This is a genomic window from Ruegeria sp. CK2 (assembly GCF_056536585.1).
In genome coordinates this window covers 134,880-159,105 of the sequence record NZ_JBQFPW010000010.1, presented here as the reverse complement: position 1 = coordinate 159,105, position 24,226 = coordinate 134,880, and the positions used below count along the sequence as shown (strand labels likewise).

The 24,226-nt window shown below is 55.6% G+C and carries 21 protein-coding genes; 12 read left to right on the top strand and 9 right to left on the bottom strand.

The features are described 5' to 3' along the window. Positions 1-91 precede the first annotated feature (91 nt). From ACR0BU_RS16060 to ACR0BU_RS16045, 4 genes are read left to right on the top strand one after another with little or no spacing between them, the layout of a single operon-like run. Positions 92-1,216 (top strand): ABC transporter permease, encoded by a 1,125-nt coding sequence (locus tag ACR0BU_RS16060; protein WP_480738053.1) that lies wholly within the window; start codon positions 92-94, stop codon positions 1,214-1,216. Position 1,217: 1 nt separating this feature from the next. Next, the gene (locus tag ACR0BU_RS16055) at positions 1,218-2,033 is read left to right on the top strand and encodes an ABC transporter ATP-binding protein (RefSeq protein ID WP_298936324.1); all 816 of its coding nucleotides are present in this window, start codon (positions 1,218-1,220) and stop codon (positions 2,031-2,033) included. Positions 2,034-2,038: 5 nt separating this feature from the next. Then, positions 2,039-3,355 carry an MlaD family protein gene (locus ACR0BU_RS16050; protein ID WP_480738052.1) on the top strand — a complete coding sequence of 439 codons (1,317 nt, stop codon included), beginning with the start codon at positions 2,039-2,041 and terminating at the stop codon, positions 3,353-3,355. After that, positions 3,352-4,008 carry an ABC-type transport auxiliary lipoprotein family protein gene (locus ACR0BU_RS16045; RefSeq protein ID WP_298936322.1) on the top strand — a complete coding sequence of 219 codons (657 nt, stop codon included), beginning with the start codon at positions 3,352-3,354 and terminating at the stop codon, positions 4,006-4,008. Before ACR0BU_RS16050 ends, ACR0BU_RS16045 begins: the two co-directional genes overlap by 4 nt. A gap of 39 nt (positions 4,009-4,047) precedes the next feature. Here the strand turns inward: ACR0BU_RS16045 and ACR0BU_RS16040 are convergent, their stop codons facing one another. Genes ACR0BU_RS16040 through ACR0BU_RS16030 form a run of 3 tightly spaced genes read right to left on the bottom strand, consistent with a single transcriptional unit; the run spans position 4,048 to position 8,207 of the window. After that, positions 4,048-6,030, bottom strand: a complete 1,983-nt coding sequence (locus ACR0BU_RS16040) for a vWA domain-containing protein (protein WP_480738051.1) — start codon at positions 6,028-6,030, stop codon at positions 4,048-4,050. Next, positions 6,027-6,566, bottom strand: a complete 540-nt coding sequence (locus ACR0BU_RS16035) for an RNA polymerase sigma factor (protein WP_480738050.1) — start codon at positions 6,564-6,566, stop codon at positions 6,027-6,029. Before ACR0BU_RS16035 ends, ACR0BU_RS16040 begins: the two co-directional genes overlap by 4 nt. 60 nt (positions 6,567-6,626) lie before the next feature. Continuing rightward, positions 6,627-8,207, bottom strand: coding sequence for an FMN-binding glutamate synthase family protein (locus ACR0BU_RS16030; RefSeq protein WP_480738049.1), 1,581 nt, complete (start codon positions 8,205-8,207; stop codon positions 6,627-6,629). A gap of 228 nt (positions 8,208-8,435) precedes the next feature. Here ACR0BU_RS16030 and ACR0BU_RS16025 point away from each other — a divergent pair, with 228 nt between their 5' ends. Both ACR0BU_RS16025 and crcB read left to right on the top strand, forming a co-directional pair. Then, positions 8,436-8,849, top strand: coding sequence for a fluoride efflux transporter FluC (locus ACR0BU_RS16025; RefSeq protein ID WP_480738048.1), 414 nt, complete (start codon positions 8,436-8,438; stop codon positions 8,847-8,849). Continuing rightward, positions 8,846-9,208: a fluoride efflux transporter CrcB gene (crcB, locus tag ACR0BU_RS16020; protein ID WP_480738047.1), complete on the top strand. Its 363-nt coding sequence runs from the start codon at positions 8,846-8,848 to the stop codon at positions 9,206-9,208. The genes ACR0BU_RS16025 and crcB overlap by 4 nt, the downstream gene beginning before the upstream one ends. On the opposite strand, the gene ACR0BU_RS16015 is transcribed toward crcB, so the two are convergent. Genes ACR0BU_RS16015 through ACR0BU_RS15990 form a run of 6 tightly spaced genes read right to left on the bottom strand, consistent with a single transcriptional unit; the run spans position 9,205 to position 15,739 of the window. Next, positions 9,205-10,728: a DHA2 family efflux MFS transporter permease subunit gene (locus tag ACR0BU_RS16015; RefSeq protein ID WP_480738046.1), complete on the bottom strand. Its 1,524-nt coding sequence runs from the start codon at positions 10,726-10,728 to the stop codon at positions 9,205-9,207. The genes crcB and ACR0BU_RS16015 overlap by 4 nt on opposite strands. Then, positions 10,725-11,708: an HlyD family secretion protein gene (locus tag ACR0BU_RS16010; protein ID WP_480738045.1), complete on the bottom strand. Its 984-nt coding sequence runs from the start codon at positions 11,706-11,708 to the stop codon at positions 10,725-10,727. Before ACR0BU_RS16010 ends, ACR0BU_RS16015 begins: the two co-directional genes overlap by 4 nt. Positions 11,709-11,741: 33 nt before the next feature. Continuing rightward, a complete protein-coding gene (locus ACR0BU_RS16005) occupies positions 11,742-12,068 on the bottom strand; it encodes a cytochrome o ubiquinol oxidase subunit IV (protein WP_298936312.1) in 327 nt (108 codons plus the stop codon). Further along, complete coding sequence (locus ACR0BU_RS16000) at positions 12,061-12,693, bottom strand: cytochrome c oxidase subunit 3 (RefSeq protein ID WP_480738044.1); 633 nt, start codon at positions 12,691-12,693, stop codon at positions 12,061-12,063. The genes ACR0BU_RS16005 and ACR0BU_RS16000 overlap by 8 nt, the downstream gene beginning before the upstream one ends. Next, positions 12,690-14,780, bottom strand: a complete 2,091-nt coding sequence (locus tag ACR0BU_RS15995; RefSeq protein WP_480738043.1) for a cbb3-type cytochrome c oxidase subunit I — start codon at positions 14,778-14,780, stop codon at positions 12,690-12,692. Before ACR0BU_RS15995 ends, ACR0BU_RS16000 begins: the two co-directional genes overlap by 4 nt. Then, positions 14,777-15,739 (bottom strand): cytochrome ubiquinol oxidase subunit II family protein, encoded by a 963-nt coding sequence (locus tag ACR0BU_RS15990; protein ID WP_480738042.1) that lies wholly within the window; start codon positions 15,737-15,739, stop codon positions 14,777-14,779. Before ACR0BU_RS15990 ends, ACR0BU_RS15995 begins: the two co-directional genes overlap by 4 nt. A gap of 183 nt (positions 15,740-15,922) precedes the next feature. Between ACR0BU_RS15990 and ACR0BU_RS15985 the strand changes: the two genes are divergently transcribed. The 6 genes from ACR0BU_RS15985 to galU all read left to right on the top strand — a co-directional run bounded on the left by ACR0BU_RS15985 (position 15,923) and on the right by galU (position 24,173). Continuing rightward, positions 15,923-17,158 carry a lytic murein transglycosylase gene (locus ACR0BU_RS15985; RefSeq protein WP_480738041.1) on the top strand — a complete coding sequence of 412 codons (1,236 nt, stop codon included), beginning with the start codon at positions 15,923-15,925 and terminating at the stop codon, positions 17,156-17,158. A 464-nt stretch (positions 17,159-17,622) separates the two neighbouring features. Continuing rightward, entirely contained in the window at positions 17,623-19,251 is a 1,629-nt protein-coding gene (locus ACR0BU_RS15980; protein ID WP_480738040.1) for a peptide ABC transporter substrate-binding protein, read from the top strand. A gap of 65 nt (positions 19,252-19,316) precedes the next feature. Continuing rightward, positions 19,317-20,240: an oligopeptide ABC transporter permease OppB gene (gene oppB, locus ACR0BU_RS15975; RefSeq protein WP_298936305.1), complete on the top strand. Its 924-nt coding sequence runs from the start codon at positions 19,317-19,319 to the stop codon at positions 20,238-20,240. A 10-nt stretch (positions 20,241-20,250) separates the two neighbouring features. Further along, on the top strand, positions 20,251-21,180 hold the full coding sequence (locus ACR0BU_RS15970; RefSeq protein WP_480738039.1) for an ABC transporter permease subunit: 930 nt from the start codon (positions 20,251-20,253) through the stop codon (positions 21,178-21,180). A gap of 1 nt (position 21,181) precedes the next feature. Further along, positions 21,182-22,987: an ABC transporter ATP-binding protein gene (locus tag ACR0BU_RS15965; protein WP_298936303.1), complete on the top strand. Its 1,806-nt coding sequence runs from the start codon at positions 21,182-21,184 to the stop codon at positions 22,985-22,987. A gap of 292 nt (positions 22,988-23,279) precedes the next feature. Beyond that, complete coding sequence (gene galU / locus ACR0BU_RS15960) at positions 23,280-24,173, top strand: UTP--glucose-1-phosphate uridylyltransferase GalU (protein WP_298936302.1); 894 nt, start codon at positions 23,280-23,282, stop codon at positions 24,171-24,173. The last annotated feature ends 53 nt before the right edge of the window (positions 24,174-24,226 follow it).

Genomic DNA, 24,226 nt, shown 5'->3' with positions numbered 1-24,226 from the left:
GTGTCGCACGAACGCCATTCTGAGCACTCAATTCCAGATTGGGTGGCACAAACCCGTTGCAGCCCATGTGCGTTTCACTTCACATATGGCCATGACGCCGCCTAACATAACATCCGAGCAAGACAGCGACGGCACGTTGGTACGGATTGCAGGTGACATGCTAACGCAATCACTGGAAACCGTTGAAAACGACTTTGCCGCAATCCGTCCTTCTGATGGCCCGGTGACGCTGGATTTGACAGACGTCGAAGCATTGGACACCGGCGGTGCATGGTTGGTCGCTGATCTGGCCGGGCGATTCACGTCCAAAGGTGCGACACTTCAGTTCAAGGGGGTTCAGCCAGCCCATGCAGCCCTGATCGATACTGTCTCTCACAATATCCCCGATGACCCTGGCAAGCTGCCCCAACCACGTGGTTTCACAGATTGGGTCGAACATATTGGGCAAGGTACTTACGGGACCTGGCAGGACACTCTGTCCATATTGGGGTTCCTCGGGCTGACACTCGACCGGCTGGTGCGTACGCTTCTGCGACCTTGGCGCCTGCGTCGCGCCGCGTTGGTCACGCATATGGAAGAAACCGGATTCAAGGCCCTGCCCATTGTCGCGCTCATGGGGTTTCTGATTGGCGTCGTTCTGGCCTTTCAGGGCGCAACCCAGCTTAAACAGTTTGGCGCGGAGATTTTCGTGGTCGAGCTGATCTCAATCTCGATTCTGCGTGAACTTGGCATTCTGCTCACGGCAATTATTGTTGCGGGCCGGTCTGGTTCGGCCTTTACGGCCTCGATTGGCTCAATGAAAGTGCAGGAAGAGATTGATGCCATGCGCACATTGGGGCTGGACCCGATCGAAGTGCTGGTCATCCCCCGTGTGCTTGCCCTTTTGATCATGCTGCCAATTCTAGGATTTGTCGCTGACATGGCTGGCCTTTTTGGCGGCGCCTTGATGAGCTGGATTGATCTTGGCGTCAGCCCCGGCATGTTCGTGACTCGTCTGAAAGAAAACACCGATGTATGGCAACTGGCCGTTGGTCTGATCAAAGCGCCGTTTTTTGCCCTTGTCATAGGCGTCATAGCCTGCTGGCAGGCCATGCAGGTCAAGGGCTCGTCCCAAAGTGTTGGTCAGCGTACAACGGCGTCGGTGGTACAATCCATCTTTATGGTGATCGCAATCGATGCGCTTTTCTCGATCTTCTTTTCTCAGATCGGGGTCTGACATGGACGGCACGGTTCAACAGCAGGAAACGAAGTCAGACGCTCAACGTGATGCCGTGATCCGCGTCCGGGGTCTGCGAAATCAGTTCGGTCCGCAAGTGGTACATGATGATCTGAACCTTGATGTTTGGCGGGGCGAGGTTTTGGGCATTGTCGGCGGTTCGGGCACTGGTAAGTCCGTTCTGTTGCGCACGATTGTAGGGCTGAACAAACCTGCGGCAGGCAGTATAGAGGTTCTGGGGGTAGACGTTCTGAACGGGCCGGAAGAAGACCGACGTCGGATCGAACGGCATTGGGGTGTTGCCTTTCAGGACGGCGCGTTGTTCTCCTCATTGACGGTTTTGCAAAACGTCATGGCTCCCCTGCGCGAACACACCGGCATCAGCGAAAGCCTGATGGAGGCGCTTGGAGCGCTCAAAATCAGCCTCGTTGGCTTGCCACAATTAAGCTGCGGCAAGTTTCCGTCCGAACTGTCGGGCGGCATGCGTAAACGTGCCGCTTTGGCGCGCGCGCTGGCTTTGGACCCGGAAATTGTGTTCTTGGACGAACCTACGGCCGGCTTGGACCCGATTGGTGCCGCCGCCTATGATGACCTGATTGGCGAATTGCAGCAGGCGCTTGGACTAACGGTTTTTATGGTAACTCACGATCTGGACAGTCTTTACGCCATCTGTGACCGTATCGCAGTGCTTGCAGAAAAACGCGTGCTGGTCGAAGGTCCGATAGAAGACATGACCAAGGTCGACCATCCTTGGGTGAAAGAGTACTTCACAGGCCCCCGTGCCCGCGCGGCACAACAGAAGGGGCAGGACAGGTAGAGGCGATGGAAACCCGAGCAAACTATATCCTGATCGGAGCGTTCACCCTTGCGGGGATTCTGGGCGCGTTCGGCTTTTTCCTGTGGCTCGCCAAATTCGAGGTTACCCGCCAATACGCTTACTACGATGTGTTGTTCGACAATGTCTCTGGCTTGTCGGCCGCCGGAGGCGTTAACTACAACGGCCTACCGGTCGGGCAGGTGATCTCGCTTAATCTGGACAACGACGACCCATCCAAAGTTCGGGTTCGGATCGAAGTGGATGCCGATATCCCCATCACCTCGGAGACAATAGCGCAGCTACAGTCCCTTGGCGTCACAGGCGTCGGTTACGTCGAACTTACCGGAGGATCCGCAACCGCAGAGCGATTGGCACAGGACAGCGTGATCAAAAGCAAACGCAGCACGATCCAATCCTTGTTTGAAGGTGCGCCAAAAGTTCTGGACGAGGCGGTAACTTTGCTGGAAAGCCTTAACAAGGTGGTTGATGACAAGAACCGCGACGCCGTCAGCAGCATTCTGGACAACCTAGCCTCTGCCACCGGGAAACTGGATAAAACGCTGACCAGCTTCGAGTCGGTGGCTAGCGATGTTGGCCAGGTCGCCAAAGATATCGGTGAGTTTTCAAAGCGCTTGGATCCGTTGATCGACACAGCGGAAACAACACTAAAAACAGGTACAGATACTCTCAAGTCTGTTAAAACGGCGTCGGATTCAGCCAAGCTGGCCCTCGATGAGGCAAAGACCACTTTAACGACGGCGGACCGGGTCCTTCAGGAAGACATCCGGCCCTTTATCGAACGTGGCTCGCAGCTGGCTGAACGCCTGACACGCCTGTCAGACGAAGGCAGTGTGACGCTGGAGGTTGTCACCGAAACCGTGCTGAACGCAAACAAGACGCTGGGGTCGATCACCTCGGCTATGGACACGGCGAAAAGCACGCTTACATCGGCTGAACGCGCATTCGACTCGGCAAACCGGGTGATGGATGAAAACGTGGCCCCGGTCGCGGAAGACATCCGCAAGGCGGCAAATCAGGTCACAGAAACCGTGTCGAACATCACGGACAAGATCGACAAGATTTCAGACGACATTCTCAGCGCCTCAAATTCCGCGTCGGAGTTGCTGGGAACAATTGATGGCATTGTCCAGACCAACCGCCGACAGGTATCAGATTTTCTACGTGTGGGCCTGCCCCAATTCGTACGGTTCGTCGAAGAATCTCAACGGCTGGTCATCAGCCTTGATCGTCTTGTAGACAAGATCGAACGCGACCCAGCACGTTTCCTTCTGGGCACCCAAGCATCGGAGTTTCGTCAATGATTAGGCCTTTTGTTCTGACCCTGATGATAGCGACGCTTGGTGGATGCGCCGGTTTGGGAACATTGCAGCAAGCCGCCAAACCCAATGATCTGTATCTGTTGACCCCCAAAAGCACCTTTTCTTCGTCGCTGCCGAAAGTGCAAAAACAGATTGTGGTCCAAGAACCAACCGCAACAGCTGCGGTGAACACGGATCAGATTGCAGTTCAGCCGACCCCACTGCAGGTGCAGTATTTGCCTCGCGCCCGTTGGGTTGACCGGGCTCCGCTCATCGTTCAGGCGCTGATGGTTGAAAGCTACGAAAACTCTGGCAAAGTGGCCGCCGTTGGGCGCTCGACCGTTGGACTGCGCGCGGACTACGTCATAGTACCCGACCTGCGCGAGTTTCAGGGCGTTGTGGTTTCCGAGACTGAAGAGGCAAAAACCGTACGTGTTGAAGTGCGTATGAACATTAAGATCGTCGACGAGTTTGAAGACAAAATCATCGCATCAAGCTCGTTTCAGGAAAACGTGGTGTCAGAAAGTGACGCGACCCCGGATCTGGTCAATGCTTTCGACGTTGCGTTGGGAAGAACCATGCGAGATGCCGTGGAATGGAGCGTTCGCAAGATCAATTCTCATGCAGCCAACAACCCACGTGCATCCGTAAACTGAGTGTGCAGCGGGTCACTGCACCGCGACCCGCCACCCGATTTAACGGGAAAGGGCTTCGGCCAGACGCATCAGTGTGATGGCCTCGACCCGGTATCCAAACGAATCCTCGCCCTTGGCCGTATTCGCCAGTGCTATTGCATCTTCGTACGACCAGTCACCCAGATAGCTACCCCCGCGCAGCAGCTGGCCGAACCCGGCAATCGCATACGAAAATTTGACGTCATCATTCGCCGGGGCCTGAGCAGGCAAGATCGGTTGTTGGATCAACTGGCTATCTCCAGCTTCGGGTGTCTTGTAGCGCAGCTTAAAGTATCCGATCTCATCAGACCCCGATGGTTCCGGATCCGAGGCGTATCGCAAAGAGCTATTGCGAATGGCATCTGACCCAACCGGGGTGACCTCATAAATGGCGGTCACACTGTGACCCGCTCCGATATCGCCCGCATCGACCTTATCATTCGAGAAATCCTCGCGTCGCAGGGCGCGGGTTTCATACCCGATCAGACGATATTCGGCGATCTGTGCCGGGTTGAATTCCACCTGAATCTTCACGTCGTTGGCAATTGGGAACAACGCACCTGTCAACTGGTCCACCAGCACCTTGCGTGCCTCACTAAGCGTGTCGACATAGGCCGCCTGCCCGTTTCCGTTCTGGGCCAGCGCCTGCATCGTCGCGTCATCCAGGTTGCCCCGACCAAAGCCCAGAACGCTTAGAAACGTGCCGCTGTCGCGTTTGCTTGCGATGAAATTCTTCAACGCATCTGGGTCGGACAGACCAACGTTGAAATCCCCATCCGTGGCAAGGATCACGCGCGTAACATCGCCTTCCTCAGCCATACCTTCAGCCACCTGATAGGCTTGCTGCAACCCTGCCTGCCCGGCGGTCGACCCTCCTGCTTCCAGCTGCTCCAATGCGTTCAGGATCTTCGTACGCTCAGAAGCTGCCGTTGGTTCAAGGACCTGCCCGGCGCTGCCTGCATAGGTTACGATAGACACCTGATCCTCTGGCCGAAGTTCGGACAGCAGCAGGCGGAAAGATTGCTTGAGCAACGGCAGTTTGTTGGCGTCCTGCATGGACCCGGATGTATCAATCAGGAACACAAGGTTGAGCGGTGGACGATCTTCGATCTCAGGCAATGCGCCCTGAATTCCGATATGGACAAGCTGTGTACCTTTATTCCAAGGCGTCGGAGACACGGTGATCGTTGACCGGAAGGGCGTGTCTCCATCAGGAGCGGGATAGGCGTACGGGAAATAGTTCACCATTTCTTCCACCCGCACTGCATCCTTGGGTGGCAGATAACCGTTCATCAGCGAAGACCGGACGATCGAGTAAGACGCGGTATCAACGTCGATCGAGAAGGTCGAGACCGGTTCATTAGCAGTGATTTTCAGCGGGTTTGTGTCAACGTTTGCATAGGCTTCAGTGTTTTGATGCGGAACCAAACCGGGTAGCGACCGAAGATCCGCAGCGTCCGCCGACTCATAAAGCGTGCTACTGCTGATACCGGCAGTCTGGCCATTTTGAACCTCGGGCACCGCAGCACTCAACTTCTGTCGCCTCGGCGAAGGTGCCAAAACCGGCTTTGTTTCGGTCACCAGCGGAGCTTGTGCATCCGAATCTTCTGCGCTTTCGCCAAGCCTGTCAGTCGACATGTCGGCTTGTTCACTTGTCTTTACTGCTTCTGATTTTGGTACTGCGCCCCGGCTTTCGGTCCACGTGGTTGGATCAACCACATAGTCCCGCGTCTGCGGCACGATCATAACCAAAGCCACGGCTGCGATTGCAGTGGTTGCGGTCAACACACCGCGATGTGAGAGGGTATTCAACATGGATTTTGCTCCTTCTGTCATGCGGACCATCAAGCCTCGCTTAACAGTGGGACGCATCCCGGCACGCGATCCTTGGGCACGCATAAAATTTTCCTGTGCCAATTCCAGATTTTCTGCACGGCGACGGGCATCGGGTGCTGGCGTCGCTGCATCCATCAAAGCTTTCAGATCGTCAAATTCGTCAGTCATTGCGCCAGCTCCTCTTGTCGCATGGCTCGCAAGCGTTTGCGTATCTCGGACATCCGCCACGACACTGTTCCTTCCGAGATGCCCAGAATGTCTGCCGCGTCCGCATGGGTCATTTCTTCGTCGAGTGTCAGGGCCAACGTGTCTTGCAGTTCGTCAGGCAAGGACCGCATTGCATGGTGTAACCAGTCCATTGCCTCGGCCGTTTCTGCTGCCTCGGCCCGGCGCAGGCGTTCGACGTCCCCCCACCCGGCGGCGGCACGGTCATGGCTGGCATGGCGGCGGCGGGCGTCTTCTGCGTCGTTGACGACGACGCGATAAAGCCAGGTGGTGAATCTCGCCTGAGCTCGGAATCCGCTGATTTTAACCGGGAGTGCTGCGCAAATGTCCTGCGTCAGATCCTCGGCCCGCTCCGCGCGCCCGGTCAACCGGAACGCCAGGCGAAACACCCGGTCGTAATGCCGCGCCAAAAGCGTGGCAAACGCATCCGTATCGCCACCAGCAGCCGCCAAGGCCAGATCTTCGTCCGAAGTTTTCATCCGCATCACGTTTGTAAGACGGATCGAAAAGGTCAATCCTTGGCGATGTCAGAAAAATATTTAAAAACGTTCGGCAGAGGCGCGTTTCCAATCCGCTGCGAACTCCTCAGGGACCACATCTGTCAACAATGCCCCATCCTCGATGAACGAATAAAGCTCGGCATAAGAACGTTCGCGTTCATCTGCCGTGCGCCGTCGAATATCACCCGGTTGAAGGTCCGAAACTTTCGCTTTTCCCATCGCGCCCAACAGCTCTCGGAAGCTTTCCAGCGTGGCGTCATGAAAACGATGCACCCGCTGGCGCTTTTGCGGCACATTCACGGCGCGACCCCGGATTGGATCTTGGGTTGCCACACCTGACGGGCAGCGGTTTGTGTTGCAATGCAAAGCCTGAATGCAGCCCACCGCAAACATCATGGCGCGCGCCGCGTTGCACATATCGGCCCCCAGCGCGCATTTTTCGATCATGTCATACCCGGTGGCAACCTTGCCGGAACAGATGATCCGGATCTTGTCGCGCAGGCCAACACCTCGCAGGCTGTTGTTTACAAAAATCAGCGCCTCGTTCAGCGGCATCCCCAGCCGATTGGTAAATTCAACCGGGGCAGCGCCCGTGCCACCTTCGGCCCCATCAACGGTGATGAAATCGGGCAGAATACCCTTCTCAAGCATGGCCTTACAGATCGCCAGAAACTCGGACCGGTTGCCGATGCAGAGTTTGAACCCGATGGGCTTCCCCCCGGACATCTCTCGCAAATGCTGGACAAAGTTCATCAGACCCGTTGGGCCGTCAAAGGCTGAGTGTATGGGTGGCGAGATGACGTCCTGATGCTCCGGCACGCCTCTGATTTCGGCAATTTCCTTGTCGACCTTCGCGGCAGGCAATACACCACCATGTGAGGGCTTTGCACCTTGCGACAGCTTGATCTCGATCGCCTTAACCACGTCCTTCTTGGCCTTTTCGGCAAAGGCATCTTTGTCAAAACCACCCTCGGGTGTACGGCAGCCAAAATAGCCGGTCCCGATCTGCCAGATAATGTCCCCACCCTCGGCCAGATGATGCGGCGACAACCCACCCTCACCCGTGTTGTGGGCAAACCCCCCATCTTTGGCGCCGCCATTCAGGGCGCGGATGGCATTTGCGCTCAGTGCTCCAAAGCTCATCGCCGAAACGTTCAGGCGCGATGCGCTGTACGGCTTGTCGCATTGCGGCCCGCCCAGCGTGACGCGTTCTTCGCTTTTCGGGACGTCCTTTGGTGCCATCGAGTGGCTGGCGCGGTGGTACCCGACGGTCATGATGTCGTATTGAGTGCCGAAGGCTTGTGTATCCACCTGGCCTTTGGCACGCGAATAGACCAGACCGCGGATGATACGGTTATACGGTCGACCGCTTTCGTTGGTTTCCACGAAGTATTGACGGATCTCCGGGCTGACAAACTCCAGCATATAGCGGAAATGCCCCAGAACCGGATAATTGTTCAGGACGTTGTGTTTGGTCGTCAGCATGTCGTAGAGGCCAACCACCGCATACGGCACAAGGAAAAGCAGCAACCAATGGGCCGGAGGCCAGTAAAACCCCCAAATTGCCACCAGTGGCAGACACACATAACTCAGAAAATAATAGAGCCTGCGTATAATCATTCCTGAACTCCCTGGGTGGCGCCTAAAAGGCGTGGCCTTAATGGATTGGAGATGCTGAACTCACAGCAACAAATCCAACGTGGAACAGTTATGCGTTGAATTGCAAGCGTTTGGTAAAACCGGTTGCCCTTTCGGGTGTGGCAGAAAACGGGTTATCTGGCTCAGCAGCTGTTGATCCGATCCCGGGCAATCTGTATGCGGAACAGATCACGGAACGAGGCCACACGCTTGGCAAAGACTGAACCCCCAGCAGCGACCAACAGTCGGATCCTGATGTTTCTGGCCGTCTTTGCCGGGGGCGCGCTCGGGTCCTTGCTCCGCGAGGCGTTTTCGTTAGAAATCCCCGGGGCATCGTTTCTGACCGCAACTTTTGGCATCAATGTTGCTGCGTGTTTCATTCTGGGCTGGCTGTACTCAATACGCCATCGGGTCCATGCCCATGTTCTGCATTTGGGTGGGGTGGGGTTTTGCGGGGGGTTGTCGACATTCTCGTCCTTCGTGGCCGAGCTTGAAAGACTGGCAACCACCAACATCTGGACGATCCCTGCCGCCGCAGGGCTGGAGATTTTCTTTGGCCTTGCTGCCGCCATTTTGGGCGAGGCTCTGGGGCGACGTTTTGGTTCAGAAAGCCGCCCTGGATGACAGACCTGTTTCTTCACGCAGTGTTTGGTTTGGGCGGTGGCCTGGGCGCAGTATTGCGGCATTGGCTGGCTTTGCGGATCAGTCATGATCTGCCGTTGTCTACCCTAATCGTTAATGTGCTTGGCAGCCTACTTCTGGGCCTTTGGATTGGCTATCTGGGTGGGCCGGTCTCGATGGGCGAAGAAGAAAAACGGCTGGTCTTTGGATTTTGCGGTGGCTTCACGACGTTCTCCAGCTTTGCTTACCAATCCCTTGAGCTGCGCCGGGAACGCACGATTGCACTGGCCGCAGGAAACATCGTGATCAGTTTGATCCTGTGTTGGTTTGCGCTGTGGTTAGGCCTTGCCCTGATGCGCTAATGAGCATGCACCGTAGGCTGGGTGCCCGGTTTCGATGCGCGGCAGAAGAAGAGTAGCGGTATCGTAGCAAGTGCCAACAGACCCAGATTGTTGAACACTGTCAGATACGAAATAAGCTCTGCCTGACGCGCAATTTCCTGGCCTAGGATTGCCGCGCCCTCGGCGCTATCGGGGGTCAGACCCAGGGGCTGCAGATAGGCCTGAGCCGCCGGGTTGTAGGGTGTCACATTCTGGCTCAGTACTGCGGTATTGGTTTGCAAGCCCCGGACCACCCATGTGCCGACCAAGGATATCCCGATTGACGATCCCAGCTGACGGGTGACATTGAACAAACCCGAAGCTTCATCCTGCCGGGTTTGGCTGATGCTCTCGAACGCCAGTATCGACATTGGCACAAACACCAAACCCATGCCCAGCCCGCTGACTGCCCCCGGCCAGGCAAGTTGCCAAAACCCTGCATTCATGTTGAGCGCGCCCAGCATGAAGTTCCCGAGGGCTGTTAACAGCAACCCGACACCAGCCAAGACGCGTGGGTCAAACCGGGTGACCAGAACAGCACCAGTCAGCACCATCGAAAGCCCCGCTGCTATACCGCGGGGAATGAACAGATGGCCCGAGACGATAACAGGGTAGTCCAAAAGGTTTTGCACAAAGGTCGGCAAGATGGCGATGCCGCCAAAGAGAGAGATAGCAAAACCGGCGATGATCAGGTTGCACAACGCAAAGTTGCGATCCGCGAAGAGGCGAAGGTCTACGACCGAAGTCTTGGCCGTCAGGCCGTGGGCAATGAAACCCAAGGCACCGAGAACCGATGCAATCGCTGCGACTTGTATAACCCGCGACGATAGCCAATCCTTGGTCTCTCCCTGGTCGAGAACGAACTGCAGGCAGCCAATGCCAAGCGCCAGCAGCGCCAAACCCTTCCAATCGATCTTAATCTCTTCGGTTTCGTCATCCGGGAGCTCTCCGGCCAGTAGAAGCAATGCCATCGCTGCGACGGGTAGATTGACGAAAAAAACCATCCGCCATGTGAAATACTCAGTCAGGATCGCACCCACGGTCGGCCCGAGCACCGGGGCAACGACAACTCCAAGACCAAACACCGCCATGGCCTGGCCGCGTTTCTCGCGCGGGAAGGCGTCAAACAGGATGGATTGCGACAGAGGGATCAGGAAGGCACCAAACATGCCTTGCGCCAGCCTGAACACCACAATGGTCTCAAGACTCCAGGACAGGCCACACATGATCGACATCACTGCAAACCCGGTGACCGCTGTCAGGATCAAACGACGTCGTCCAACGCGCCGTGCCACAAAACCGGTCAGCGGCATCACGACGACGGCCGAGACGATATAGCTAGTTAAGATCCATGTTGCCTGATCAGACGTCGCACCAAAGGCCGCCTGAATATGAGGCAACGCCACATTAACGATCGTGCTGTCCAATACTTCGAGCACGGCGCTGAGCACGACGGCAACCACGATCACCTTATTAATGGCGCTGGTCGCGGACGGCGTCATTTTCCGTCCGAAGACCCGGTTGTGTCGACAATAACCTTGCTGCTGCCGCCAACACGCAATGGGGCATCGGTCGGATCAAGATCGATCCTCACTGGGAAGCGCCGGGTTACTTTAACCCAGTTTCCACTGGAATTCTCGGATGGCAGCAGGGAAAAGGTGTCGCCCGATCCCCTACCGATGGATGCGACTTTGCCGGTCAGAGCCACGCCCGGCAACATGTCGACGTGAACCGTCACGGGTTGACCGGGACGAATACGGGGCAGCGAGGTTTCCTTGAAATTGGCATCCACCCACCAATCCGTTGATTCAACAATCGAAAACTGAGGCGCGTTGGCAGACACGGATGATCCGGGGCGCAGACTCAGATTGGCAATCCAGCCATCAGCTGTTGCAAATACCTTGGTCCACGCTTGGTTGGCTTTGGCGATCTCAAGCTGCGCTTGCGAAGACAGTATATCATCCTGCTTCGCCGCCAAGCCGCTCTGCAATGCCAACAGACTGGATTGGCTGGTGGTCAACCGCGCCGACGCCTGCGCAAATGCCGAAGTTGTCTGATCCAGCGAGGCTTGTGCCAAGTCTCCGCTGGCGTGCAACGCCTTGGCGCGTTCCAGGCTTTTATCTGCCGTCTCATATGCGGATTGCGCACTTGCGACCGATGCCTCGGCGGCTGTGATTTGCGTTGAATAGGATTTGGCCTGTTGTACCGAACTGTCCAGATCCGCCTTGGCCTGATCCACTGACGCCTTGAATTGCGTGTCATCTATCGAGAACAAGAGATCACCAGTCTTGATCGGCTGGTTTTCGACGACATGCACGTCTGCCACCTGCCCTGTCACCTGTGCCGCCACATAAATGATATTGGCACCGATATATGCGTCTTTGGTCGACGGGTATCTTTCGTCGTAGCGCCAATACAGCACCAGCCCAACGGTGATGGCACCCAGCATGACAACAACAGCAACAGATTTGAGGGATTTCAAGCGCGCTTCCTTCCGTCTCATGACGCGGAGTTTTTACATCATGTCCATATGCATGCGGATCGACAGATTGCCCAAGATCCAGATTGTCCCGAGGATGATGATCAGCAGGACAAGTGTCGAAAACAGGATCAGGTCCAAATCTTCCCGGCTGCTGCGACGCCGGTCGATATGCAGAAAATAGACGAGCTGCACGATCAATTGGGCAAGGCCCAGTAGGCCAATGGTCAGGTAGACCCCCACCGTTTCGATGCCATACTGATAGGCGACGCCAAACATGAGCAGTGTCAGTAGAAGCGAACCGCCATATCCAATGACATAGCGCCGCCGTTCGCGCCGGTGCATTTCGGTCCGGTTATCCATACGTCAGCCCTCCGAAATACACGATCGTGATGATGCCGATCCAGATCAGGTCCAAGAAGTGCCAGAACAGCGCCAACCGAACCACGCGAGAGATGACCAGATCGGTCATGCCCATCACACGCAACTGAATGCCGAGCACAATCAGCCATAGGCATCCTGCCGCCACATGCAGCCCATGTAGCGGCACCAATCCGAAGAAGGCCGAAAGAAAGCCACTATGTTGAGGGATGCCACCTTTTTCGGCCATTGCAATGAAATCTCGGATTTCCAGTGCCAGAAAACTAAGGCCAAGCAGCAATGTGACGCCAAACCACAGGACGATGCGCGATCTTGGCAGGTTGTATTTCAACGCCAACATGGCAAGACCAACCGTAAGGCTGCTTGTCAGCAGGATCAGCGTTTGTGCAAACACGCTTTTCAGGTCGAACAGTTCATGCGGGCCGGGACCGCCCGCCTGCGCATCAATCATCGTGATGTAGATGGCGAACATCAGGCCGAAATAGACCAGATCGCTCATCAAAAAGACCCAGAAACCAAACGTCACCACCTCGGCGGCTTTATCGGCGCTGGCGTGGCGACGGCCCAGATTAATGCCAGGATAGCTGTGAGTGGGTGCGCGCTTCATGTCACCGCCTCCAGATCAGGGCGGGCAAGGCCGCGGTTCTCAGGTGCGGTTTCGTGGTCACGGTTCACAGCGGCCGAGGCATGAACCAGATCCAACCAAGCCTCATGCTCTTTGCGAACCTCTTCGGCCGGGATCACAAGTTCGGTGTTGGTATCAAAGCTCCAGGCAATTATGGCCAAGACAATCAGCGCCGTTATCAATATGGCCAGCCACCAGATCCACCAGACCAATGCAAACATCCAGATGCCGCTAAGGACGCAAAGGATGAAACCAATGCCCGTGTTCCGCGGCATCTCGATATCCTCGTAGGCTTCGGGTTTTGGATAGGCCCTGGCCTGTTCTTTGGCGGCCGCAAAGTCATCGCGATCAGTGACCTGCGGAATGATTGCAAAGTTGTAAGGTGGCGGTGGGGACGGAATAGACCATTCCAAAGTGCGCCCGTCCCACGGATCGCCAACGGGCGCTGTAGTCTTATCCCGGTCGCGGATGCTAACCCAAAGCTGAACCAGTACCGAAAGCAGCGCCGCCAGGATGACCAACGCTCCGATCACGGCGACGATCATGTAGGGATGAAAGCTGGGGTCTTCCCAACTGAAGGACCGGCGCGGCATGCCCATCAGGCCTACAAAGTAAAGCGGCAGGAAAGTCAGCATGAAACCAACAGTCCAAAGTGCAACGGTCACACGGCCCCAGAACTCATTCAGGCGGAAACCGAATGCCTTGGGAAACCAGTAGTTGTAAGCTGCCAGCAATCCGAACAGAACACCCGGAAGCAGCACATTGTGGAAATGGGCGACAAGAAACAGGGTGTTGTGAACCTGATAGTCGACAGTTGGATTGGCCAGGATCACGCCGCTAAGCCCACCAATGACGAAAAGCATCAGAAACGCCAACCCGTAAAGCATCGGAACCGTGAAACGAATTCGCCCACGCCATAGCGTTGCCATCCAATCATAGACTTTTACGCCAGTCGGGATGGCAATCAGCATAGTGGCAATTCCAAACACCGCGTTGATCAGCGCGCTTTGACCCATCGTAAAGAAGTGGTGCAGCCAGACCGTGAAGGACATGATCGCAATCGACATAGTCGCGATGACCAATGAGTTGTAACCATAAAGCCGCTTGGCCGAGAAGGTCGCAAAGATCTCGGAATAGATACCGTAGGCGGGCAGGACCAGCAAATACACTTCGGGGTGACCAAACAACCAGAACAGGTTGGCGTAATTCATCATGTTGCCACCAAGGTCGTTGGTGAAAAAATGGAAATCCAAGTATCTGTCTGCTGCCAGTAACAGCGCGGCAACGCCCAGAGGCGGCATCGCAAAGATAAGCAGGATCGAACTGCAGATGATCGTCCAGCAATACATCGGCAGCCGCATGAACTTCATCCCCGGTGCGCGCAGCTTGTAGATGGTCACCGCAAAGTTAAGCCCCGTCAGCGTCGTACCGACGCCTGAAACCACAATCGCCCAAATCCAGTAATCCGGACCCACACCGGGATTAAACGCAGCGCCGGTGTAGGGCGGATAAGCGGTCCAGCCCCCAGTCGAGAATTCTCCGACCACCAGCGATACCATAAGCATCATGCCAGCGGAAACTGTCAGGCCAAGACTGATCTGGTTCAAGACCGGAAAGGCAACGTCCCGCGCGCCGATCATCAGCGGCACCACAAAGTTCGCGATGCCAAAAACAAAAGGAACCGCGACAAAGAATATCATGATCGTGCCGTGGGTACTGAACAGTTCCGCAAAGTGTTCAGCCTCCAGAAACCCATCTCCTGGACCGGCGGCCTGCTGGGCGCGCATCACGACACCTTCGAGTACCCCGCGCGCAAGCATCACGATCGCAAACACGATGTACATAATTCCAATTTTTTTGTGGTCAGCGCTGGTGAGCCAATCGCGCCAGAGCGGACGCCACAATCGAAACCATGTGAGCAGGCTGACCACCGCAATAACACCAACAATCACGATGCCGGCGGCAGTATTGGCAACGATCTCATTTGCGTTGGGGTCTTGAATCAGACCAACAATGGGCAACGCATCCCAGTTCAGACGGCCAAAGAACCCAGACTCAGTCGCTGTCATTGGCTTGCCTCCTGCCCATATTCGACGGTTCCGGGTTGTTGATCCACCGAGAGCGGCTCTCCGCTGTGATATCGGTGCAGGATTGAGTGGAACAGATCGCCGTCTTCGAGATTGAAGTACAAAGCGTTGGTCGGCATCTGGGCGGTCCCAAGCGCTTTTTGAACCTCATCCCGGTCCGTTCGCATCGACAGTATCTGATACGTCTGTTGATCAAGTACTATGCCGTTCTTTCGAACTTCCTCTACCCATGCACTGAAATCATCTGGTTGCATGGCAAGTGTTTCAAATTTCTGCTTGGTAAACCCGCGGCCATTATATTGCGTGTTTTCGCCTTGCATCTGTTTTGGCCTATCCGCCACCAGATGCAACTGCGTCGTCATTCCCGGCATGGCGTAAATCTGACCGGCCAGCGCCGGGATCATGAAGGACTGCATGACCGTATCCGTTGTCAGTGTCACAGCAACTTGCTGCTTGACCGGAATTCCCAGCTCACCCACGCTTGCGATACCCAGATCGGGATAAATGAACAGCCATTTCCAATCCAAACCAACAACCTGAACCTTCAGCGCGGGTTCCTCACCAAACGAGGCGGCGTAGGGATCCAGCCGATGCGTGGATTTCCACAAAGAAACGGACAGAATGATCACGATAAGTACAGGCACACCCCACATCAGAAACTCAAGCTTTGCCGAGAAATCCCAATTGGGAGTATAGGATGCGTTACCACCCTTACGGCGGCGATACCGCAGCGCAATTAATGGCACCAGAACCAGCACAGGGACGACCGCGACCAGAATCAAAACGGTCGCCCGCAACATATGGGTTCTTTGCGCAGCTGCGATTGGCCCTTGCGGATCCATAAAACTATCACTGGCCGCGGCCATCTGTGCCGAGATCACCAAAAATGCAAGGGCCAACAGTATGGGAACTGGTGCAGGGGACGTTTTGGTGGTGGCCATGACTGACAGTCCTCTCCTGCACTCAACTTGGTACAACTATCGGCAGAGACTGCCATTTTCTCAAGGCTTTTCCTGACCATCGGTTGTCAAACTTCAGTATTCCCGCCAGGAAACCCTACCTTAGCATCAGAGGATTGACCTTCCCGTTGACTTAGTGCCGTGGCCGCGACACATATTGCAGGCATGCGCACGCTTCTTTTTTCAGTCGGTCTTGCACTGTTGGCCCACAGCGCCTTGGCCCAGGACCGCGCAGCTGTTGAACGGCAGTTTCAATCCTGGCTACAAGACACAATCTGGCCGCAAGCGCGCGCACAAGGCGTGTCGCGGCACACGATGACACAGGCCTTTTCCGGGGTTTCACTGAACTGGGATCTGCCGGATCTTGTAGCACCTGGCAGCAAGGCCAAAACGCCCAAAACACAAAGACAGGCCGAGTTCGGCTCACCCGGGAAGTATTTCAACGCGGGGTCGGTTCAGGGCGCCACTTCGATGGGACGGAAAATGGCGAACCGCCACGCTACAGCGCTTGCGCGCGCCGAAGCCAAAACCGGCGTCCCAGCCCGCATCATATTGGCGATCTGGGGACGAGAAAGCGGTTATGGCCAGGTCCCTATCCGTCACGACGCCTTTCAGGTCCTCGCCACCAAGGGCTTCATGAGCACGCGTGCAGAGTATTTCACTGAAGAATTGATTGCCGCGCTTCAGATAGCTGATGCTGGTCACATAAAAGGCCGCGCGATGAAAAGCAGCTGGGCGGGTGCGCTGGGGCAGCCGCAATTCATGCCCTCAAGCTTTCTGGCATTCGCCGCAGACGGCAATGGCGATGGGCGCGCTGACATTTGGGAATCCCAAGACGACACGATCGCCTCAATCGCCAATTATCTGGCACAACACGGCTGGGTCGCGGGACGCGATTGGGGGTTCGAAGTCACAGTCCCTCAGGCCGTCTCATGTGCATTGGAAGGACTGGATCAGGGGCGCCTTATTCGCGACTGGGAAGCAATGGGAGTTACGCGTGTCTCGGGCAAGGCCTTTCCCGCACATGAGCGAACCGGAGAGGGGTATCTGATGATGCCTGCAGGGCGCAATGGACCGGCCTTTCTGGTTACACCAAATTTTTACGTGCTCAAGGAATACAACAAGAGCGACCTCTATGCGTTGTTCGTCGGCCACGTGGGTGACCGGATTCAATATGGCGTCGGCGATTTCCGCGGCGCATGGGGGCAAGTCGGTGGGCTCTATCGATCCGATGTTGCCAGGATGCAGAAAGCCCTGGAGCGGCAGGGGCACGACGTCGGAGGCGCAGATGGTTTGCCGGGTTTCAAAACCCGCCGATCCGTCGGGCGCTGGCAAGAGGCGACCGGTCGCAAACCCACGTGCTTTCCCGAAAAGAAGATGAAGACCACATTGATTCCCTGACATCTGTGGGAAACTATCTACCGGCTTTCGGACCGCCCTACCCCAGCTTCTACCGGTGATTCGCTAGATTTCGGACGCCACATGACCGTTGGCGCATGGGAAATTTCGATGCCCGAAGCAGCCCTGACAGCTCACCTTTAACAGATGTGTCAAAGCAAGGCGCTGATTGATCACAAAGTTTCAGAGCTGCCCGGCGAAACCGAAATTTTCAGCCTTCGGTTGATCAACCTCCACACCAAGGCTTTTACCTTTACTAAAAAAATGTCACGTTTCCGCGCAGTGAAAGAAAGCTTTCGCAGTTACGTTCCTGACAGCAAATGGAAGGCCGCGACGCAGTGCTCATTGCGACTTGGCAAAGCCAAATTCAATCAAGACTGTATCCCGGCCCATGTCGGACAAAACCGGTTGCCGGATGTCATCCCTGCGGGTGGCGGCTATCTGGCTCCAAAAATGGGAGAAAAATCATGAACAAAGTTATCCGAACGTCGCTGGCTGGTCTTTTGACCTCAACCTTTATGACAGGCGCTGCATTTGCAGCTGGCACCCACCCGGAAACGGGCGAGGCACTGGCAGATGATCAGACCTTTATTTATCGAATTCTGGATGAACACAGCTCGGTCGATCCTCAGGTTGTCGAAGATGTGTCAGGTGCCGAGATTGTTCGCGACCTGTTTGAAGGTCTCATGAATCAGGACGAAGACGGAAATCTGGTCCCTGGCGTTTCCACGGGCTACACAACGAATGAATCAAAAGATGTCTATACATTTGCGCTGCGGGACGACGCCAAATGGTCCAACGGCGATCCTGTTACCGCAGGCGATTTCGTCTATGCTTGGAAACGCGCTGTCGATCCCGCATTGTCGTCACCCTACGCATGGTTCATGGAGCTGATGTCGATCGAAAACGCCGCATCAATCATCGCGGGTGAGACACCCGTTGATGAACTGGGCGTCAAAGCCATAGACGACAAGACGCTAGAGGTCACCCTTAGTGCCCCTTTGCCTTACTTCCCGCAAATGACCACGCATTCGACTACATTCCCCGCCCCGCAGAAAGTCATCGAAGAGTTTGGTGACGCATGGACCAAGCCAGAAAACATTGTCTCGAACGGTGCTTATGTTCTGACCGAGCATTTACCGCAGGAACGTTCAGTCCGTGAACGCAACGAGATGTACTGGGACAACGACAACACAATCATCGATACAGTTGTGTCGCTGGTCATCAATGATGAAAACGTTGCCCTAACCCGTTATCTGGCAGGTGAGCTTGATCGCACTGAGATTCCCGCAGGTCAGTATCCGCGTCTTAAGCAAGAACACCCTGTAGAGGCCATCAGTTTCCCGCGGCTTTGTAACTACTACTACACGTTTAACGTGTCTGATGGCGGCCCCGAAGCTTTCAAAGATCCGAACGTTCGTCAGGCGCTTTCCCTCGCTGTAGACCGGAAAATTATCACTGAGAAAGTATTGGCCGGCGGCCAGCCTCAAGCTTACACTTTCGCCCCGGAAGCGACCGCTGGGTTTACCGTGCCAGCAGTTGAAATGGCATCAATGAGCCAGGCCGAGCGGGATGAGCTCGCTAAAGAACTGTTGGCCGAGGCGGGCTACGGCCCCGACAATCCGTTGAGCTTCGAAATGGTCTACAACACGGCAGAGAACCACAAGAAAGTCGCCGTGGCGCTGAGCCAGATGTGGAAGCAGAAGCTGGGTGTCCAGGCGGAACTCGCCAATATGGAATGGAAAGTGTTCCTGGAAGAGCGCGGCAACCAGAACTTTGATCTTGCCCGTGGCGCATGGTGTGGCGACTACAACGAAGCCTCGACCTTCCTGGATCTGTTACAGTCCGATTCTGGCTACAATGACGGGAAATTCGCCAATGCCCGCGTTGACGAGCTGCTGGCCGAGGCCAAAACGTCAGACGATCCGGCGCCCCTGTACACCGAGGTCGAGCGTATCATCGCTCAGGAAACCCCAGTGATCCCGATCTACCACTATGCTGGTGTCTACATGATGGACAGCGATGTCGGGAACTGGCCGGTGAACAATGTCGAGCAGAACTGGTACTCGAAGAACCTGTACAAGCTCGCCGAATAATCATCCTTTGATCACGCTCTGCCCCGGAACACTTTCCGGGGCAGCGCCAATAATGGGGGCATGAAATGCTTGCCTATAGTTTGCGGCGACTGCTGGTTGCCATTCCGACGATTCTATTGCTGATCGTCGCTTGTTTCTTTCTTATGCACTTTGCGCCTGGTGGGCCCTTTACCTCGGAACGGCCTCTGCCACCCGCAGTTTTGGCCAATATCGAGGCGCGATACGGGTTGGACCAACCGCTGTGGAAGCAGCTTTGGGATTATCTGTACAACATCGTCGTGCATTTCGATTTCGGCCCGTCTTTTAAGTTCAAGGACCGGGACGTGAATGACATCATCGCACAGGGCTTTCCAATCTCTCTGACCTACGGGTCATTGTCGTTTCTCGTCGCGACCGCCGTGGGCGTCAGCCTCGGCATTGCTGCAGCCATAAAACACAACAGCTGGATCGACTATTTCGCCGTGGGTCTGGGGATTGCGGCGCAAGCGCTGCCAAACTTTATCATGGGTCCAATCCTGATCCTGACCTTCACTTTGTGGCTGGGATGGCTGCCAGGTGGTGGCTGGAACGGAGGACAGTGGCAGTACCTGATCATGCCGGTGATCGCATTGGCGACATCTTACATGGGATCCATAGCACGGATCACCCGGTCTTCGATGTTGGAGGTTTTGAATTCGAACTTCATTCGCACCGCCCGCGCCAAGGGCCTGCCGACCAGAACGGTAATCTGGCGCCATGCGCTGAAACCCACGTTGTTGCCCGTTGTGTCCTATTTGGGACCGGTCTTTGTCTACGTGCTGACCGGTTCGGTTTTCGTCGACATCTATTTCTCAACCGGTGGTCTGGGTCAGGCCTATGTCGGCTCGGCCCTGTCGCGAGACTATGCGGTGCTGTTGGGCGTCACGATCCTGTATGGCGCGTTGACTGTCGTGGTGAACCTGCTGACCGACCTGGCTTATGCCTGGTTCGATCCAAAAATCCGCTACTGAGGGGCTGGCAATGCTTGGAAAATCACAAAAAGCCGCCCATCTGGCCGAAGAAATCACCGATTTCACGGTCGTTCAGGGGCGCTCACTCTGGCAGGACGCGCGCATGCGGTTCGTCCGCAACAAAGCCGCGATGGCGAGTGTCTTTGTTCTGGGCCTGATCGTCCTGTTCACGATCATCGGTCCCTATTTCGCCGTTTGGGACAACGAAGAAATCGACTGGAACGTTATGGGGGACGTGCGCGGTATGGGCATGCCCTCGCTCGAAACCGGACACTATTTTGGCGTCGATGATCTGGGGCGCGACCTGTATAGCCGGGTCATCCAGGCGACGACCACATCTCTGTTGGTGGGTCTGATAGGGGCTGCAACGGCACTGATCGTCGGCACTTGCTATGGCATCGCCGCAGGTTACATCGGTGGTCGCGTTGATGGTGCGATGATGCGCTTTGTCGACATTCTGTTGGCGATCCCAGCCACACTTATCATCATTTTGCTGCTGGTTGTGGCGGGTCGGTCGTTCTTTATGTTGTTCATTGCGCTTGGGGCCGTGGGTTGGCTGACCATGGCGCGAATTGTAAGGGGGCAAACTCTGACCCTGAAGAACCGCGAGTTTATCGAGGCCGCCCGCGCGGCGGGTGTCAGCGAGTTCACCATCATGTACCGCCATATCCTGCCCAATCTTCTGGGAGTGGTAATCGTGTACGCCTCGCTGCTGGTGCCAGAAATGATCCTCACCGAAAGCTTCATCTCATTCCTCGGTCTTGGGATTTCGGAACCTTATACGTCGCTGGGGCGTCTGATCGCCGAAGGGGCCGGAACCATGGGATACGGCACTCTGTGGCAACTGATGTACCCGCTGACATTCTACGTCGCCATTATCATCACGATGTTCTTCATCGGGGATGGATTGCGTGATGCTCTGGACCCAAAGGATCGCTGATATGTCACTGTTTTCTGTAAAGGACCTGAGCGTCAAATTCGACACCGCCGATGGTGTTGTCGAGGCTGTCAAAAACATCAGCTTTGACATCAATCCAGGTGAATGTCTGGGCATCGTCGGTGAAAGCGGGTCAGGCAAAAGCCAAACCTTCATGGCAGCCATGGGCCTGCTACCGCCGGCTGGTCTTGCGACTGGGTCAGCACTGCTGAATGGTGAGGAAATTCTGAACCTGCCCGTCAACAAGCTGAACCAGATCCGTGGTGATGATGTGGGCATGATCTTTCAGGATCCACTGACGGCACTGACTCCGCATCTGCGGATTGGTCAACAAATGCGAGAAGTGTTGCAGGTTCATGAAGGTATGCAAGGCGCAGCGGCGCGCGCGCGTTGTCTGGACTGGCTGGATCGCGTCCGTATCCCGGAAGCCAAGCGGCGACTGGATCAGTATCCACACGAATTGTCCGGCGGAATGCGCCAGCGCGTCATGATTGCCATGTCGATGCTGTGCAATCCAAAACTGCTGATCGCCGATGAACCTACGACAGCGCTTGATGTCACCGTACAGGCGGACATTCTGGACCTGATGGTTCGGCTGCAGAAGGACGAAGGTACCGCGATTGCCCTGATCACACATGATATGGGCGTTGTGGCACGCATGTGTGATCGCATTCAGGTGATGCGTTTGGGTGAGTTTGTCGAAGCTGGCGACACGCGCGAAATCTTCCAGGCACCAAAACATGACTACACCCGGACCCTGCTTGAGGCGATGCCTCGGATCGACGCGGGAGATGCGCCTAAAGCCCTAGCCAATGTCGAAGAACCAATGCTTAAGGTTGACGACGTCAAGGTTCACTTCCCAATCCACGTCTCAGGTGGGCTGTTTGGGCACAAGGTTCCGCTCAAGGCGGTTGACGGTGTCAGCTTTGACATCCGTAAAGGCGAAACACTGGGTGTTGTTGGCGAGTCCGGCTGCGGGAAATCCACTTTGGCACGGGCTGTTTTGCAGCTAATTGAACCCAGCGCAGGCAACGTAAGTTGGTTGGGTCATCCGATCGTGGGATTGAGACGGGCCGAGTTGAACAAGTACCGCAAGGACTTGCAGATCGTGTTCCAGGATCCGCTTGCCAGTCTCGATCCGCGGATGACGATTTCGGCATCGATTGCCGAGCCGCTAAAAACTTATCGCCCCGACCTGACTGAACGGGAACGCAAAGAGATGGTCGCAGAGATGATGGAGCGTGTTGGCTTGAAGGCCAACATGATCAACCGGTACCCGCATGAGCTGTCCGGTGGTCAAAACCAGCGGGTCGGCATTGCCCGGGCGATGATCAACAAGCCCAAACTGATCATCTGCGACGAAGCAGTCTCGGCCCTGGACGTCTCGATTCAGGCCCAGATCGTAGCATTGCTGCGCGAATTGCAGCAAGAGTTCGGGCTGTCGATGATCTTCATCAGTCATGACTTGTCTGTTGTGCGAGCTATTTCGAACCGGATCATGGTTCTTTATTTGGGCCGGATCGTCGAGCTGGGCGATGGAGAGGTGGTCTGTTCCGAACCCGTCCACCCCTACACCCAGTCGCTGATATCGGCTGTTCCAATCCCAGACCCAGATGTGGAACGCAGCCGCACGCGGCTGAAGCTGCCGGGCGAATTGCCCTCACCCATGGATCCGAAGGCCGCGCTGCGGTTCCTGCCCAGCCGACTTTCCGCCGGTGAAACAGACTACGTCCCAAAGCTTAGCGAGGTTGCTCCGGATCATTTCGTGGCAGAACACGATTCGCTGGACGTCATCATGGCAAAAGCCTGATCACCTGCCCCGGGGCCAGCTTTTTTGGCTTCGGGGAGTACCCCCGCCAATGACCCCGCCTTGTGTGCAAACACTCGCGAGTCTCGCTCAATGATCTCCAGCATTCGGCAAACATGGGTGCATCATTTAAGCCAAACTGTTGGTTCATTTTGACTCCGCCTGCCCAAGGTGGCACGATTTGACTGATTGGCGCCCGGTTTTCCGGGTATGATTGATTGATCTGACCTCAAAGCTTATGAGGGCATTCCGGAGGGGTTCAAATCTTCCGGCTAATTTGAATTCGAGAGGCACCATGGCACGCAAGGTCACCAAAGCGATTTTTCCCGTAGCAGGGCTGGGCACGCGGTTTTTGCCTGCAACCAAGTCTGTCCCAAAAGAGATCATGACCCTGGTCGACCGTCCCTTGGTGCAATACGCCATCGACGAAGCGCGTGCTGCAGGGATCAAGGAATTCATTTTTGTCACTTCGCGTGGGAAATCCGCGCTTGAGGATTACTTTGACCACAATCTTGTTTTGGAACAAGAGTTGAAGGCAAAGGGCAAGGACGAACTGCTTGAGACACTGAATGCGACCAACATGGAAAGTGGAGCGATTGCCTATATTCGTCAGCACAAGGCGTTGGGTCTTGGTCATGCCGTGTGGTGCGCCCGCCGCTTGATTGGGGACGAACCCTTTGCTGTGATGCTACCAGACGATGTGATCGCGGCAGATAAGCCCTGCCTACAACAGATGATTGAGGCCTACGAAGAAACCGGCGGCAACATGGTTGCAGCAATGGAAGTCCCGCCCGAAAAAACCAGCTCTTATGGTGTTCTGGACGTAGGCTCAAACGTTGGGACCGTTGTCCGGGCCAAGGGGATGATTGAAAAGCCAAAGCCCGAAGAAGCCCCGTCCAACCTTGCCGTGATCGGACGCTACGTTCTTGGCCCCTCGGTCTTGTACAATTTGAACAAACTGAAAGCAGGTAGCGGCGGAGAAATTCAACTGACCGACGCGATTGCTGAAGACATTATTAATGGCGTACCGGTTTTTGGGTACAAATTCAAAGGTCAACGCTTTGACTGCGGCTCGAAATCAGGGTTCTTGCAAGCCACAGTGGCCTTTGCGTTGGCACGTGATGACCTGAGCGGCGATCTGAGCGAATATCTGCATGACATCGTTGCCACGGGAAAAGCGGCACAGTAATTACAGGCCTTTCCCTTGATCGCAATTAAAGCGATACCGTTTGGCAATAGCAG

Bases quoted from the DNA above. Each gene is read 5' to 3' on its own strand.
- ACR0BU_RS16060 (WP_480738053.1), top strand. From the start codon at position 92: ATGACGCCGCCTAACATAACATCCGAGCAAGACAGCGACGGCACGTTG.
- ACR0BU_RS16055 (WP_298936324.1), top strand. From the start codon at position 1,218: ATGGACGGCACGGTTCAACAGCAGGAAACGAAGTCAGACGCTCAACGT.
- ACR0BU_RS16050 (WP_480738052.1), top strand. From the start codon at position 2,039: ATGGAAACCCGAGCAAACTATATCCTGATCGGAGCGTTCACCCTTGCG.
- ACR0BU_RS16045 (WP_298936322.1), top strand. From the start codon at position 3,352: ATGATTAGGCCTTTTGTTCTGACCCTGATGATAGCGACGCTTGGTGGA.
- ACR0BU_RS16040 (WP_480738051.1), bottom strand. From the start codon at position 6,030: ATGACTGACGAATTTGACGATCTGAAAGCTTTGATGGATGCAGCGACG.
- ACR0BU_RS16035 (WP_480738050.1), bottom strand. From the start codon at position 6,566: ATGAAAACTTCGGACGAAGATCTGGCCTTGGCGGCTGCTGGTGGCGAT.
- ACR0BU_RS16030 (WP_480738049.1), bottom strand. From the start codon at position 8,207: ATGATTATACGCAGGCTCTATTATTTTCTGAGTTATGTGTGTCTGCCA.
- crcB (WP_480738047.1), top strand. From the start codon at position 8,846: ATGACAGACCTGTTTCTTCACGCAGTGTTTGGTTTGGGCGGTGGCCTG.
- ACR0BU_RS16015 (WP_480738046.1), bottom strand. From the start codon at position 10,728: ATGACGCCGTCCGCGACCAGCGCCATTAATAAGGTGATCGTGGTTGCC.
- ACR0BU_RS16005 (WP_298936312.1), bottom strand. From the start codon at position 12,068: ATGGATAACCGGACCGAAATGCACCGGCGCGAACGGCGGCGCTATGTC.
- ACR0BU_RS16000 (WP_480738044.1), bottom strand. From the start codon at position 12,693: ATGAAGCGCGCACCCACTCACAGCTATCCTGGCATTAATCTGGGCCGT.
- ACR0BU_RS15995 (WP_480738043.1), bottom strand. From the start codon at position 14,780: ATGACAGCGACTGAGTCTGGGTTCTTTGGCCGTCTGAACTGGGATGCG.
- ACR0BU_RS15990 (WP_480738042.1), bottom strand. From the start codon at position 15,739: ATGGCCACCACCAAAACGTCCCCTGCACCAGTTCCCATACTGTTGGCC.
- ACR0BU_RS15985 (WP_480738041.1), top strand. From the start codon at position 15,923: ATGCGCACGCTTCTTTTTTCAGTCGGTCTTGCACTGTTGGCCCACAGC.
- ACR0BU_RS15980 (WP_480738040.1), top strand. From the start codon at position 17,623: ATGAACAAAGTTATCCGAACGTCGCTGGCTGGTCTTTTGACCTCAACC.
- oppB (WP_298936305.1), top strand. From the start codon at position 19,317: ATGCTTGCCTATAGTTTGCGGCGACTGCTGGTTGCCATTCCGACGATT.
- ACR0BU_RS15970 (WP_480738039.1), top strand. From the start codon at position 20,251: ATGCTTGGAAAATCACAAAAAGCCGCCCATCTGGCCGAAGAAATCACC.
- ACR0BU_RS15965 (WP_298936303.1), top strand. From the start codon at position 21,182: ATGTCACTGTTTTCTGTAAAGGACCTGAGCGTCAAATTCGACACCGCC.
- galU (WP_298936302.1), top strand. From the start codon at position 23,280: ATGGCACGCAAGGTCACCAAAGCGATTTTTCCCGTAGCAGGGCTGGGC.